15 protein-coding genes are annotated in these 14,137 nt (G+C 54.4%); 9 read left to right on the top strand and 6 right to left on the bottom strand.

Annotated elements, in window-relative coordinates:
• Positions 1-75 precede the first annotated feature (75 nt).
• Positions 76-696, top strand: a complete 621-nt coding sequence (locus ACAW74_RS07395) for an IMPACT family protein (RefSeq protein ID WP_370697552.1) — start codon at positions 76-78, stop codon at positions 694-696.
• A gap of 56 nt (positions 697-752) precedes the next feature.
• On the opposite strand, the gene ACAW74_RS07390 is transcribed toward ACAW74_RS07395, so the two are convergent.
• Together ACAW74_RS07390 and ACAW74_RS07385 are read right to left on the bottom strand one after the other, a co-directional pair.
• Complete coding sequence (locus tag ACAW74_RS07390; RefSeq protein ID WP_370697551.1) at positions 753-2,579, bottom strand: ABC transporter ATP-binding protein; 1,827 nt, start codon at positions 2,577-2,579, stop codon at positions 753-755.
• Between the two features lie 113 nt (positions 2,580-2,692).
• Entirely contained in the window at positions 2,693-3,367 is a 675-nt protein-coding gene (locus ACAW74_RS07385) for an SDR family oxidoreductase (RefSeq protein ID WP_370697550.1), read from the bottom strand.
• Positions 3,368-3,593: 226 nt separating this feature from the next.
• Here ACAW74_RS07385 and ACAW74_RS07380 point away from each other — a divergent pair, with 226 nt between their 5' ends.
• From ACAW74_RS07380 to accC, 7 genes are all read left to right on the top strand, one after another.
• Entirely contained in the window at positions 3,594-4,142 is a 549-nt protein-coding gene (locus ACAW74_RS07380) for a YceD family protein (RefSeq protein ID WP_370697549.1), read from the top strand.
• A 104-nt stretch (positions 4,143-4,246) separates the two neighbouring features.
• On the top strand, positions 4,247-4,441 hold the full coding sequence (gene rpmF, locus ACAW74_RS07375; protein WP_370697548.1) for a 50S ribosomal protein L32: 195 nt from the start codon (positions 4,247-4,249) through the stop codon (positions 4,439-4,441).
• Between the two features lie 277 nt (positions 4,442-4,718).
• Positions 4,719-5,663: a phosphate acyltransferase PlsX gene (gene plsX, locus ACAW74_RS07370; protein WP_370697547.1), complete on the top strand. Its 945-nt coding sequence runs from the start codon at positions 4,719-4,721 to the stop codon at positions 5,661-5,663.
• A 20-nt stretch (positions 5,664-5,683) separates the two neighbouring features.
• Positions 5,684-6,667 carry a beta-ketoacyl-ACP synthase III gene (locus ACAW74_RS07365; protein WP_370697546.1) on the top strand — a complete coding sequence of 328 codons (984 nt, stop codon included), beginning with the start codon at positions 5,684-5,686 and terminating at the stop codon, positions 6,665-6,667.
• 127 nt (positions 6,668-6,794) lie between these two features.
• Positions 6,795-7,358, top strand: a complete 564-nt coding sequence (gene efp / locus ACAW74_RS07360; RefSeq protein WP_015330060.1) for an elongation factor P — start codon at positions 6,795-6,797, stop codon at positions 7,356-7,358.
• Positions 7,359-7,468: 110 nt separating this feature from the next.
• Entirely contained in the window at positions 7,469-7,948 is a 480-nt protein-coding gene (gene accB / locus ACAW74_RS07355; RefSeq protein ID WP_370697545.1) for an acetyl-CoA carboxylase biotin carboxyl carrier protein, read from the top strand.
• Positions 7,949-8,088: 140 nt separating this feature from the next.
• On the top strand, positions 8,089-9,435 hold the full coding sequence (accC, locus tag ACAW74_RS07350) for an acetyl-CoA carboxylase biotin carboxylase subunit (protein ID WP_370697544.1): 1,347 nt from the start codon (positions 8,089-8,091) through the stop codon (positions 9,433-9,435).
• Between the two features lie 87 nt (positions 9,436-9,522).
• Here accC and ACAW74_RS07345 read toward each other — a convergent pair whose 3' ends face one another.
• From ACAW74_RS07345 to ACAW74_RS07335, 3 genes are all read right to left on the bottom strand, one after another.
• Entirely contained in the window at positions 9,523-9,936 is a 414-nt protein-coding gene (locus tag ACAW74_RS07345; protein WP_370697543.1) for a LytR/AlgR family response regulator transcription factor, read from the bottom strand.
• A gap of 228 nt (positions 9,937-10,164) precedes the next feature.
• A complete protein-coding gene (locus ACAW74_RS07340; RefSeq protein ID WP_370697542.1) occupies positions 10,165-10,974 on the bottom strand; it encodes an outer membrane beta-barrel protein in 810 nt (269 codons plus the stop codon).
• Between the two features lie 5 nt (positions 10,975-10,979).
• Positions 10,980-12,326, bottom strand: a complete 1,347-nt coding sequence (locus tag ACAW74_RS07335) for an SGNH/GDSL hydrolase family protein (protein WP_370697541.1) — start codon at positions 12,324-12,326, stop codon at positions 10,980-10,982.
• 241 nt (positions 12,327-12,567) lie between these two features.
• On the opposite strand from ACAW74_RS07335, the gene lysM reads away from it, so the two are divergent.
• Entirely contained in the window at positions 12,568-13,044 is a 477-nt protein-coding gene (lysM, locus tag ACAW74_RS07330) for a peptidoglycan-binding protein LysM (RefSeq protein WP_370697540.1), read from the top strand.
• Positions 13,045-13,124: 80 nt separating this feature from the next.
• Here the strand turns inward: lysM and ACAW74_RS07325 are convergent, their stop codons facing one another.
• Entirely contained in the window at positions 13,125-13,952 is an 828-nt protein-coding gene (locus ACAW74_RS07325) for a DNA/RNA non-specific endonuclease (RefSeq protein ID WP_370697539.1), read from the bottom strand.
• Between the last annotated feature and the right edge of the window lie 185 nt (positions 13,953-14,137).

Genomic DNA, 14,137 nt, shown 5'->3' with positions numbered 1-14,137 from the left:
AATGGCTTGCCGGTATTTGGTCAGTAGCGGCGTAACCCATTTTTGAGGATTAATAACCAATGACCGTCAATTGACATGACACTTTTCGACGATACGTTTCGGACCATTACCGCCGCCACCGAAGGTGATTTTCGCGACCGGGGCAGTAAGTTCCTGGCTTTCGCCTATCCGATTCGCTCAGAGGCCGATGCCCGAACGTACCTGGACACCCTGCGTAAAATTCACCCGAAGGCCAATCACCATTGTTATGCCTATCGGCTGGGCCTTGACCGCAGCCACTACCGGGTCAACGACGACGGCGAACCCAGCGGTACGGCCGGGCGACCCATCCTCAATGTGCTCCTGTCGCGCGATCTGACGAACATTCTCGTGGTGGTCGTGCGCTATTTTGGGGGTACGTTGCTCGGTGTACCAGGGCTGATCAATGCCTATAAACTGGCAACCGTGGCTGCACTCGACGTGGCCACGGTTGTGGAGAAAACCGTCAATGAAGTGTATCGGCTCCGCTTTCCGTTTGAGCAGATGAACGACGTAATGCGGATCGTGAAAGAGCACCAGTTAACCATCCTGAAACAGGATTTCGACACCGCCTGTCTGCTTGATCTGGAGCTGCGCCGCACGCTGGTGGAAGTGGTGCTGGGAAAACTTGGAAAGCTGGACGGCGTGGAAACGAAGAGCGTGGGGCAGGGGGCGTAGGGCTTGGAGCAAGGAGCGCAGGGTTATTTATGTCCCAAGCCCTACGCCCCCTGCCCCTACACTTGCTGCATCATTTGCAGACGGCGGTAAACACCTTCGTCGAGCAGCAGCAGTTCGTCGTGGCGGCCGCGCTCCACAATACGGCCCTGATTGATAACCAAAATCTCGTCGGCGTGCTGAATGGTGCTGAGCCGATGGGCAATTACAAGCGTCGTGCGGTTAGCCATTAGCCGGGTCAGTGCCTCCTGCACCAGCCGTTCCGACTCGGTATCCAGTGCCGAGGTTGCTTCGTCCAGAATCAGGATGGGCGGGTTGCGCAGCACGGCCCGGGCGATGCTGATGCGCTGCCGTTGCCCCCCTGATAGCTTACTGCCCCGATCGCCGATGGTCGTATGATAGCCGTTGGGCATCTGGCTGATAAACTCGTGCGCATTAGCGATTCGCGCCGCCTGTTCCACTTCGGCCGCGCTGGCGTTGCTGCCAAAAGCGATGTTGTTGAACACCGTGTCGTTGAACAGAATGCTCTCCTGCGTAACGATGCCCATCAGGTTACGGAGCGAGGCGGTCTGGCAGTCGCGCAGGTCGTGCCCATCGATACGTACCTGACCCGCCGTGGGATCATAAAAACGGGGCACCAGATCGGCCAGCGTCGATTTACCCCCGCCCGACGAGCCCACCAAGGCGATGGTTTTGCCCTTCTGAAGCTGAAAACTGATGTCTTTCAGAACGGGCGTGCCGGTTTCGTACGAAAACGACACGTGCTCAAAGGCAATTTCGTGCTGAAAGTCGGTAAGTGGGTAAGCGTTTGGTTTGTCGATAATGGCCGGTTGGGTATCCATCAGGTCCAGGACGCGCTTACCCGATACCAACCCGCGCTGCGATGCACTGAAGGCGTTGGAAATGTCTTTGGCGGGCCGGGTCACCTGCGAAAACAGGGCCAGGTACGTGACAAACTCCGCCGCCGACAGGTCGCTCTGCCCCGATAATACCAGCGAGCCGCCATAGAGCAAAATGCCCGACAGTACGGCCACGCCCATGAATTCAGAGAACGGCGAGGCCAGTTCGCGGCGGTTGGCCAACGCCCGGATCGCCTGCCGATACCCATTGTTTTCTTCGCGGAACTTGTCAACAATAAACGACTCGGCGTTGAAGCCTTTCACCACACGCATGCCGCCAAACGTTTCGTCGAGCACGCTCATCAGACCGCTGAGGCGTTGCTGTCCCTGCGTCGCGTCGCGTTTCATGCGTCGCACCAGCATGGCAATGACCCCACCCGAAATGGGAATCACCAGAAACGCCACCAGCGTGAGCTTGGTGGAGATCGTGAAGAGGGTAATCAGGAAGAAAACGAGCGTGAATACCTCTTTTGAGGCCGCCGAGAGCGTATTAGCGATAGACCCTTCTACTTCCTGCACATCGGTGGTGATGTGGGAGATGAGCGTGCCTTTGCGCTGATCGGAGAAATAGCCGAGGTGCAGGCGTAACGTCCGCGAAAAAACCGACTCCCGCAGGGTCGCTACCATGCGCGCTTTAAAATTCTCCAACTGCCTGGCCGATAGGTACTTGAACAGATTGCTCAGCAGTACTGAACTAACCACCATCGCACAAACGAACTTCAACGTACCTACCTGCCCATATTCGCGAAAGAAATAGGCGAAGTAATAGTTGAACCAGCCTACGCCATCCAGCAGCGATTCGGGCCGGGGATTAGCCCCCTGAAAACCCGCTAGCTTAGACTGATCGAACAGCACGTTCAGGAGCGGAATCAGCAGCGCAAAATTGACCGTCGCAAACAATGCCGCCAGGAGCGACGTGAGCACAAACGGCGCCAGAAACCGCCCCAGCGGTCGGCCAAATGAAAGAAGGCGGAAATATGTATTCATGTCTTAGTTCATGTACAAGGCACAATGAATACTGTACAATGGCAATACTTGAGATTTACACTCAACTGATTGGCGAAGTCGTTATACAGGATTCATCGTGCAGTGTACATTCATCAAATATCGCCCAGCTGTGGGCGCAACAAAATTTCTTCCAGCACGGCGGTTTTGGGCAGCGAACAGGCCGTCCAGATGGCATCGGCTACATCGGTAGGTTGCATAAACCGGTCGGCAGGCAGGTCGACGCCTTCCCAACTCGCCGTCAGCGTAGCGCCGGGCAATACAGCAGTAACGCGTACACCGCTGGGTTTAAGTTCCTCACGTAGTACCCGGCTCATGCCCAGCAGCGCAAACTTCGAGATGCAGTAGGAGCCGCCGTTGGTGTAAGCCGTAATGCTGGCCGTTGAACACATCATAATAATATGGCCATCGCGCCGGTCCATCATGTCGCCAACCAGGCCGCGCGTGAGGTGATAGGCGCTGGCCACGTTGGTGTTCATCAACTGCTCGAACGTACCCTCGGCTTCATTGTGAATTTGGCCTGGCTGGAACGTACCTGTATTATTGACCAGCACGTCGACTGGCCGATTTAGCCCGCGAACGTACCCAACCAGGGCATCCACGCCGGCCCGTGTGCTTAGGTCGGCGGCAAACGGAAACCGGTTTGGCTCCTCGACATCTGACACGTCACGCGCGCAGACAACGGCATCGTAACCTTCCTGCACAAACTTATCGACGATGGCCCGGCCAATGCCTTTGGAGCCGCCCGTTACGACAATCAACTTTTTCATGCCGTAAAGGTCGGCGTAAATGCTGGAACGCAGATGACACGGATGGAGCAGATGACACGGATGGAGCAGATGACCACGGATTTTTTGCGTTCGTCTGGCCCAACCGCATGGATAGCGCCGCGCTTATCCACATAATCCACATTCCCGTGCCCGAAATTTCTAAGCGGCTGGTTCCCTGATTCAGAAAGAGTTCGTATCTTTGCGGCCTTGTTAGCAAACGACTGAGGTGAACGCACTACGCCCATACGATATCAACATCGCCGGCCTGGAAAATAAACGGTATGAATACGACTTCACGTCGGACAAATCGTTTTTCCAAGTCCTTGAGCAACAGCTGATTGGTGATGGTAACGTAACGACGCACCTGGTACTCGACAAGTCAGAGACGATGATTCGTCTAGACTTCGCGATTCAGGGTAGTGTGGAGCAGATCTGCGATCGGAGCCTTGATCCGTACGATGAATCGGTGGACACCCACCAGACCTTGTACCTCAAATTTGCCGACCGGAACGAGGAACTGACCGATGAAATTGAACTGATCGAACGCAATACGCAGACGATCAACGTGGCCCGCTACATCTTCGATTTCATTGTGCTGGCGCTGCCCATGAAACGGCTGCACCCCCGGTTCCGCGCTAACGAGGATGACGACGAGGAGTCGGAAGGAACGTTGATCTATACCTCTGGCTCAACCACCGCCGCCGACGAGTCCAACGAAGAAACACCCGCAGTGGACCCCCGCTGGGAAGCCCTGCGTAAATTGAGTAATAATTAAAAGTTCAATGTCCAACGTTTAAAGTCTGACACGGTCCGCCGTTGCGGTTGCCCCGGCTGCAACCTTGAACATTGGACTTTAAACATTAAACTGTTTTACCAAAAATGGCACACCCCAAGCGACGCCACTCATCGACCCGCCGCGACAAACGCCGGACGCATTACAAAGCCACGCCTGTAACGCTGGCAACCGACGCCTCAACGGGCGAAGTTCATGAGCGTCACCACGCCCACGTATTCGAAGGCAACCTCTTCTATCGTGGCAAAATGATCGTTGAAGGCTACAAAGCAGTTTCGTAAGTATCGTTTTGGCGTTTCCTGCAATGCCGCCCTGTATGGAGGCGGCGCCGATGCGGAGCAACCGAAAACGTAAAACCAGAAACTGGTAAACTGAAGCAGGTATTCCGCCGGCGTCTGACTCAGATGAAGGCGGAATACTTTTTTTTTGGCCCCTCCCTGCTAATTTTACGCCCTTGTTCTACTGTTCGGAGCGCGGGGTATGTGAGGATGAGAGCACAAGACAGTGGGTTTCTTTAGTCCGATTCCTTCCCTTCGATTCACTGACCGATTGTATTCAATGAAGATTGCTGTGGACGCCATGGGTGGTGATTTTGCGCCAGATGCCATCATCGAAGGTGTAGCGTTAGCCATCAGAGCCGGTTTGCCAGACCAGGTTAGTATCGTCTTAATCGGTCAACAGGCTGTTATCGACGAGCAACTTCAACAGCATGGGGTAGCCAAGCACCCAGCCCTTGAAGTGTTGCATGCCGACGATGTGGTTGAGATGGGCGAGCACCCCACAAAGGCCCTGTCGCAGAAACCAAACTCGAGTATCAGCGTTGGTTTCAAACTATTGAAAGAAAAACAGATCGATGCCTTTTGCAGCGCTGGGAATACCGGCGCGATGCACGTGGGCGCCCTGTTTAGCATTAAAGCCATCGAGGGCGTAATTCGCCCCTGCATTGCCGGGTTTGTGCCGCAGCTCAACGGCGGAACGGCCATTATGCTCGACATTGGGGCCAACGCCGACTGTAAACCCGAGATGCTGGCTCAGTTTGGCGAATTAGGGTCTATCTACGCTCAGTACACGTTTGGTATCGACCAGCCCCGCGTGGCGCTGATGAATATCGGCGAAGAAGAGCAGAAAGGCTCGTTGATTGCCCAGGCAGCCCATCAACTGCTGAAAGAGTCGCGCCGCATCAATTTCGTCGGAAACATTGAAGGGAAAGACATGTTTCTGAACCGTGCCGACGTGATCGTGACCGATGGTTTTACGGGTAATGCCCTGTTTAAACTGGGTGAATCGTTTTACAATATTGTAACGGAACGGGGTTTCAAGGACGAGTTTATCGACCGGACCAATTATGAATCGGTTGGCGGAAGCCCTATCATCGGGGTGAACGGCAACGTGATTATTGCCCACGGGATTTCGTCGGCAACGGCCATTAAAAATATGCTCAACTTAGCCATCCGGCAGGTTGAAGCCGATGCCCACCGGAAGATCGCGCAGGCGCTCAGCTGAGGCCCCGTAAGTAAAAAACAATGATGAGAGCAGCAATTACCGGTGTACATGGCTACGTACCTGACTACATCCTGACCAACGCGGAGTTGGAACGGATGGTAGACACCAACGATGAGTGGATTACCACACGCACCGGCATCAAAGAACGGCACATCCTGAAAGGCGAAGGCATGGGGTCGTCGCACATGGGCGCTGAGGCCGTTCGGGGGTTGCTAACAAAAACGAATACGTCTCCCGAAGACATCGACCTGCTGATCTGCGCCACCGTCACGCCCGATTATGTGTTTCCGGCCACCGCCAATCTGATTTGCGACATGGTGGGTATCCGTAACGTCGGGAGCTTCGATATTCAGGCAGCCTGCTCGGGCTTTCTGTATGCCCTCACGGTGGGCACGCAGTTTATCGAAAGTGGCAAATACCGCAAGGTCGTGGTCGTTGGGGCCGACAAGATGTCGTCCATTGTCGACTACACCGACCGCACTACCTGTGTGCTATTTGGCGACGGGGCTGGTGCCGTACTACTCGAAGCCGCTGAAGAAGGCTACGGTATCGTCGACTCCATCATCCGGTCAGATGGCGTGGGGCAATACCACCTGTTTCAGAAAGCAGGGGGTAGCCGCTACCCGCCCACCCACGAGACCGTCGAGAAACGCTGGCACTACGTGTATCAGGACGGCCCATCGGTGTTTAAATTTGCCGTGAAAAATATGGCCGACGTGTCTGCCGAGATCATGCAACGAAACAACCTGAACGGAAGTGACGTGGCATGGCTGGTACCGCATCAGGCCAACAAACGCATTATCGACGCGACCGCCAACCGCATGGGTATTGGTGCCGACAAGGTGATGCTAAACATTCATAAGTACGGAAACACCACCGCAGCAACCATTCCGCTTTGCCTGTTCGACTACGAATCGAAGTTGAAAAAGGGTGATAACCTGGTGCTGGCAGCCTTCGGCGGCGGCTTCACTTGGGGGGCGGTTTATGTGAAGTGGAGTTATTAAAAAGTTGATGTACAATGAAGAATGATTAATGTACGATGGGAATTTACAATTCCCGTTAGCTGATTCTCAGCAGCATTATCCGTCTACACATTGTACATTGTTCATTCTTCATTGTACATTAAAAATCATGGCAACGACCGCAGACATTCGGAACGGCTTAGTAATCAACTACAATAACGACCTGTTTCAGATCATCGAATTCCAGCATGTGAAGCCCGGAAAAGGCGCCGCTTTTGTTCGTACGAAGCTGAAAAATCTCTCGTCGGGTCGCGTTATCGACAACACCTTCAACGCGGGCGTAAGCATTACGCCTGTCCGGGTTGAGCGCCGCAAATTTCAGTTTTTGTACAAAGACGAAGCGGGCTACAACTTCATGGATCAGGAAACATTCGACCAGATCAATATCGACGAAAAGATCATTGATCAGGCCGACCTGATGAAAGAAGGGCAGGAAGTGGAAGTGCTGATCAATACGGAAAACGAAGCGCCACTGACCTGCGAACTCCCCGTGTCGGTTGAACTGGAAGTATCCTATGCCGAGCCTGGTCTGAAAGGTGATACCGCCAACGGAGCTAAAAAGCGCGTACAGGTAGAATCGGGGGCTATGATCAACGTACCTCTTTTCATCAATCAGGGTGATAAAATCCGGGTGGATACGCGCACACGGGAGTATCAGGAACGAGTAAAATAAATCAGTTTATAGGTTGGAGTTTGACGTCTGAAGTGGCTCCGCTGTAGCCTGGGAACGTACCCAGGTAGCGTAACTTCGGGCGCCAAATGCCAACCTATAAACCCTTGCTTATGAGCACACAGGACATTCAACAGCTAATCGATTTTATCTCGAAATCGGGCCTCGATGAGGTGAATATCGAGACCAGTGAACTCAAGATCAATGTGAAGCGGTCGGCTTCGGTAACCGTAGCGGCAGCAGCACCCGCCCCCGTGGCAATTGCAGCGCCTGCTCCGGCAGCAGCCCCTGCGGCGGCTCCGGCTCAGCCTGCGGCAGCGCCAACCCCGGCTCCGGCGGCGGCTCCGGCAGCCAATCAGGTTACCATCAAATCACCTATGATCGGAACGTTCTACCGGTCGTCGAATCCCGAGACGCCCTCGTTTGTTGAGGTGGGCGACGAGATCAAACCCGGCAAAGTGGTTTGCATCATCGAGGCGATGAAACTCTTCAACGAAATTGAGTCGGAGATTTCGGGCCGGATCGTGAAAGTGCTGGTGGAAAACGCCACGCCTGTCGAGTACGATCAGCCGTTGTTTGTTGTCGAAATTTAATGTACCCGCCGTAGAGACGCAATCCGTTGCGTCTCCCACGCGTCAGCAAAAACGTATGCCAGCTTGAAAACCGGGCCTGATTTCTTGCTGACGCCTGCGAGACGCAAGGGATTGCGTCTCTACGCCTGTTGACCGATCTTATGTTCAAGAAAATCCTAATCGCTAACCGGGGCGAGATCGCGTTGCGCATCATCCGTACGTGTCGCGAAATGGGCATCCGCACGGTGGCCGTTTATTCAACCGCCGATCGTGATAGTCTGCATGTGCGTTTTGCCGATGAAGCCGTCTGTATCGGTCCGCCGGTGAGCCGACAGTCGTATCTGAATATTCCCAGCATTATCTCGGCTGCCGAAGTAACAGGGGCCGATGCCATCCACCCTGGGTACGGATTCTTGTCGGAAAACGCCGAATTCTCGCAAATCTGCGCCGACTACGGCATCAAGTTCATTGGCGCAACCGCTGAGCAGATCAACGCCATGGGTGACAAGGCTACCGCCAAAGCGACCATGAAAGCAGCGGGCGTACCAGTTATTCCGGGTTCGGAAGGGCTGCTGGAAAGCATCGAGCAGGGTAAAGAACTGGCCGCCGAGATGGGTTACCCGGTCATTATCAAAGCGACGGCCGGTGGCGGCGGGCGCGGTATGCGGATTATCCGGGCCGAAGCCGAGTTCGAAAAAGCCTGGAACGATGCCCGGACTGAAGCCGGTGCTGCCTTTGGCAACGACGGGCTGTATCTGGAGAAATTTGTCGAGGAGCCGCGCCACATCGAAATTCAGATCGTGGGCGACCAATATGGTAAAGTGTGCCACCTGTCGGAGCGCGATTGCTCGATTCAGCGGCGTCACCAGAAACTACTCGAAGAAACGCCGTCACCCATCATGACCGACGACCTGCGGGAACGCATGGGCGAAGCCGCCATCAGGGGCGCGCAGTCGATTGGCTACGAGGGCGCGGGAACGATCGAATTCCTGGTCGATAAGTACAATAACTTCTATTTCATGGAAATGAATACCCGGATTCAGGTAGAGCACCCGATTACGGAAGAAGTTACCGACTATGATCTGATCAAAGAACAAATCAAAGTGGCCGCTGGTGTGCCTATTTCGGGCAAAAACTACACGCCGAAACTGTTCGCGCTGGAGTGCCGGATCAACGCCGAAGACCCCGCCAACGGGTTCCGCCCATCGCCGGGTAAGATCACCAACCTGCACATTCCGGGTGGACATGGTGTACGCGTGGATAGCCACGTATATGCCGGTTACACGATTCCGCCGAACTACGACTCGATGATCGCTAAACTGATTGTATCGGGGCAATCGCGTGAAGAGGTATTGACGCGGATGAAGCGTGCCTTGCAGGAGTTTGTCATCGAAGGCATCAAGACGACCATTCCGTTCCACATCAAGATGATGGATGATCCCGGCTTCAAGTCAGGTCAGTTCACCACCGCGTATTTGGATACGTTCGATTTCAGCGTGTTGAAATAAGAAAACCTTATAGATCTTAAAAACCTATAAGGTTTAAAAGCCCCACTAGAGCAATCTGGTGGGGCTTTTTTCGGTCAGGTACGTTGCTTAGTTCGCCAGCTCGGCCTGGAAGGCGCGAATCTGCCGCCGGGTGGAGGTAATCCGGCGCCGCGAAATACTGATGGTCTGACCGCTTTTCAGGTGTAGGTGGGGATCATCGCCAAAACGTACGTCGAGCAGGTACGTTAGGTTAACCAGGGTCGATTTGTGCACCCGGCAGAATGGTGAACCAAGCAGGTCGGCTTCAAGCCGCTTCAGGTTCTTGGCAACCAGATACCGGCGTTTGTCGCGCGTGTGAATAAAGGTGTAGTTGCTGGCTCCTTCCAGCCAGACGATATCGGTGGCGAGTACCTGCACAAGCTGATTGCGATACGGCAGTGATAGCTTCGGCACGTTGATGGGCGTGGCAATTGGCCGGACAGGTTGCGGCGAGGCGACAGGGGCGTGGCATATATGGATCATTGTTTTAGGGCGTTGTTGCTGTTCGAGCGAGGAAGATGCTGTAAAACTAGAACTGCGTGAGCGCCCTCTAAACGTATATCCGTTGAACTGGTAGAAACGATGCCTAAAGCGTAGTAATGGTTGAATTAACTGAATACGGATGGCCCTGCGATACTGGTAAACGACACCAAAAAAAGATGCCACCACTCAGGGTTGAGCGGTGGCATCGAAAGCTGCGTAACGTACCGGTTAAGGAATCTTCAGCCCAACCGTAACGGTGGCAATGCCCAGAAACCCTTTGATGTTGGCATCGCGGTAGACGCCCCCTGCCGGTACGGCGTAGCGAACGTCTACGTCCAGAAACTGTAGCGGCGAAATGCCCAACCCGGCTTCCAGTGCCCAAGTAAAGCGCTTCACCTGCAAATTGGCCGCCTCACGAACGCTCAACAGATTAGTCGTTTCTTCCGTAGCCGGAATCGGAATGGCTGTGCCGAAGCCGATCGCCGCATTGGGGTTAACCTGCCCCTGCGTATTACGTACCGCCTGCGACTTGTTGACGAAGATGAGCGAGGGCCCGATGTAGGCGCGCAGGCGGTCTTTCAGAATACGCCGCCCGAACAGCACAGGTACGTTGAACGACTCGATCGACGATTCAGATGTAACGTCGACTGTCGCGTTGAGCAGGCCAGGGGCAAAGCTGATGGGCAAACGAGCCGACAACGATGGGTTGGCGTTGACGTCGAGCGTCGCGTTGGTTTTTTGCTTCAGCAGATAGCGGTTATAGGAGACTTCAACCTGAATGTAACCTTTGCGGTTGGCATTGTTGAACCGGGTGAATGCGCCGAATGAATACCCTGTACCGACACCGTTGTTTTTGTTCTCCAATTGCGGCACCTGCACCCCCACAATGCTCGTTGGCTGAGCTGGAATCGTGGTATAGCCGTGAACAAACGTAGCTCCCCCTTTGATACCTACTTCAATGGAACGAGTGGGTAATTGCGCCATTGCCGCCGTCGAGCTAAGCACCAACGCAGCCAGTATGTATGCGTGTTTTTTCATCGTTATTAAGGTTGAACCAACACTTTGCGGTAACGCGAGGCGTCGATTTCGGGGAGTAGTGTGTTGTATTTGGCGGCGATTGATTTCTGGATTTCGTTCGCTACGAGTGCTTGGCCAGCTGCCGTAAAGTGGATGCCATCGAGGCCGATAGTGCCGCCCAGGATGTAGCCAATACCAAACGTGGTGCCGTTGACCGTAAGGCCAGATGTTAACTGATTGACCAACGTCGACAGGTCAGTCCAGGCCAGGCCACGAGCGTCGGCCTGCGCTTTCATGATGCCGTTGTATTCGTCAATTTTCGCGTTCAGCGCGGCCACCTCCTCGGCGTCGAGCACTGAGGCGTTAGCCAGCGGGTTGGTGAGCGAAAGACCGTAAGGCCCCACTTTTGTACCTACATCGGTGCGGCCGATGGTGGCGTAGTCAGCTTGTAGGTTCAACAGCAGCAGATCCCCCGCTTTGGTGGCCCGGATGCCCTGTGCTGCCAGTGGCGACTGAATAACGAGCGCCGTTATGGCCGGTGCGCCGGGCGTAGCTTTCTGCACCGCCGCGTTGACTTGCGCCAGTACCTGCGTGAGGGTTACGGTTTGGAAGAAAGGAGCTACCGTAATTTTAGGAATACCAATCACAACACCTTTGCGGCCACCGTTGCTCAAGACGTTCAGCAGCGCTTCCGAATTGGCCGTAAACAGGGTCGTTGGGGTGAACGCGACCGCCCCGCCCGAGGTAGCGTAGCCCAGCGCATCGTTGTTGCCCATGAAGCTGGAGAAGAACGTGGCACCGTTCACCTGATTGGTTACGAATTGCAGGTACGTCTGGGTTGAGTTGTCGGGCAAAAGGCGCTCAAAATACGGGTTACCTGCGGCGGTACCGTAGCCCGGCGTCTGGATGTCGCTCATGCGAATGCCCGGCACACCCAGGTTATTGAGTGGGTACGTTGTGTACTTGGTGTACAGAGGCCGTCCGTTTACCAGCGTGCGCACCGCCTGAGGCGCTACTATCGACGTAACCGGTAGGCCACCGCTTGCGGCCGTTGGCAAGCTGGTTAGTTTGAGGTAGCCCGTTCCGTTTGCCTGCTCAGCCGTAAACAGAGGTTGTATAAAGTTGCCACCGCCAACCAGCTTGAACTGTTGCGATAAAATATAGGGATAGCTATTGAGTTGTCCGTCGCGGTAGAGACCACCGTCCATATAACCGGCAGTCAATGAGTTGCCAACAGCCACATAGCGGGCAAAGCTGGCTGTCCCGCGCGATAGGGGGTCCACACGGCGGGCCAGGTCGTTTTCATAACAACCGGCCAAGCCTGCCACCAGGCCCACAAGGGCTGCCAGGCGGACTGGCTGAGTTAATCGCATGTGCATGAGGTAGATTGTGAAAAATATAAGAAAAAATTAGCTTGAAGAATTACACAAAGATAACAGAGGGCACAGGTCGTTTACAGGCGTAGGATAGGTTTTAACCATAGTTTTATGCCCGCTCCGACAGGCCAATGTTGTTACTTCTGAACAATGGGCTCGTCTGAGTGTTGATTTCTTTGGTAAAAACAAGTTGTTTGCACCATCAATCCGTATGTTTAACACTTAATCAATTCTACGCATGGGTCTCTTAAGTTTTTTCAAAGGCGTTGGCGAAAAAGTTTTCGGTAAACACGAAGAGGAAGTTCCGGCCGCTACCCCCAATCAACCCGCCGATCCGGAGCCGCTGAAAGCCAGTGCACTGCTCAACCACGTGAAGCAACTGGGCCTTCCCTACAAAACCCTGACCGTTAAAACGAAAGGGGATACCGTAACGCTGGAAGGTCAGGTAGCCAAGCAGGAAGATGCCGAAAAACTGGCGTTGGCCGTTGGGAACGTAGAAGGTGTGACCGTTGTCGACAATCAGTTGCAGGTCGACAATCCGGAGCCGGAAGGGCAATTCCACACCGTTGAAGAAGGCGATACGCTATCGGCGATCTCGAAAAAAGTATACGGTGACCCCATGAAGTATGGTATCATCTTCGAGGCTAACAAGCCCATGCTGAAGAGCCCCGATCTTATCTACCCCGGTCAGGTGCTGCGCATCCCGCGCTTGTAAGTAAAAGCGCCCAATTCTAACCGGCGATCCATAGCTGACATATGCCCCAGGCAAGTCGGTTACGGATCGCCGGTTTTTTGTTAATAGCCCGTGGCTGTCTGGCGTTTCAGGGCCAATTGCACATCGGGGGGGAGGTTCGTAAAAAAGCGCATGCCCGTTCGCTGCTCCAGTTCGCCGACGGTCAGCCGATAATTGGTCCACGATTGCCCCGAGGCCGACTGCTGATTGGGCATCAGCACCGCCACTGCCTGCGTATTGGCATTGATGCGCTGAAGATCATTATCGCCGTTGGGCAGGATGAGCAGAACCTTCCAGCAATAGGCTGGAACGGTGATTTTGCCATTGGCCAGACTACTTGCCTCTCCCTGTTCACCCGCACCGCCCGTGCCGGTGACACCTGCCATGATGTACACTTCATTGCCTGTATCCAGCTGTTTGCGGGCATAATCTTCCAATGATTTCCAGACGCCCCGATTTAGATTAGGGGCTTGCGGCACGACGTTTGATAGGACAAACGTGGCTGCGTTGGCCTCAGGCGTATTGTCGCGGTCTTCAGACGGGCAAAGATGCCCCCGGTCGAATCCAGTACGCTCATAATCAGCGCTTCGTACGGTCGAGTAACCCGCAGGCAGGTCGGGATCGGGTCGGAAGGTTTTGCTTCGGGGGGCATCGCCGCGCCAGGTTTGGTCGAGGTGCCAGCTCACCCAGTTGGCAATACCCCGGCTACGGTTAAACGACAGTGTAAACTGCGGTTTTACCAGCAGATAATTGTCGGGGTCGACGGTACTGGCGTCACTTGGGTTGCCGAGCGTCAGGTGTTCGCTGACGGGCGTTTGCGTACCGGGTTGCCCTTTATTGCCGGTCGAGGGACCTACGGGACCGTGCAAACAGCCGTTGAGCAGGAGCAAAAAGCTTAGCCAAAGGAGGAGTCTGGGCTGTCGATTGCACCCAACCATTGATTTTGTTACCATACTTGTAGAACTTTACTTTAGGAAGAGTGTGAAAAAGCAGCTTCCTCACCTAGAACGTACCTAACTAATAAATTACGATGTGCGCGCTGTGATTTACTGCTTGTGCCAATAGAGGCTGATGA

The sequence above is a fragment of the Fibrella musci genome (genome assembly GCF_041321105.1).
GTDB lineage: Bacteria > Bacteroidota > Bacteroidia > Cytophagales > Spirosomataceae > Fibrella > Fibrella musci.
This window is presented reverse-complemented; position numbering and strand designations above follow the sequence as displayed.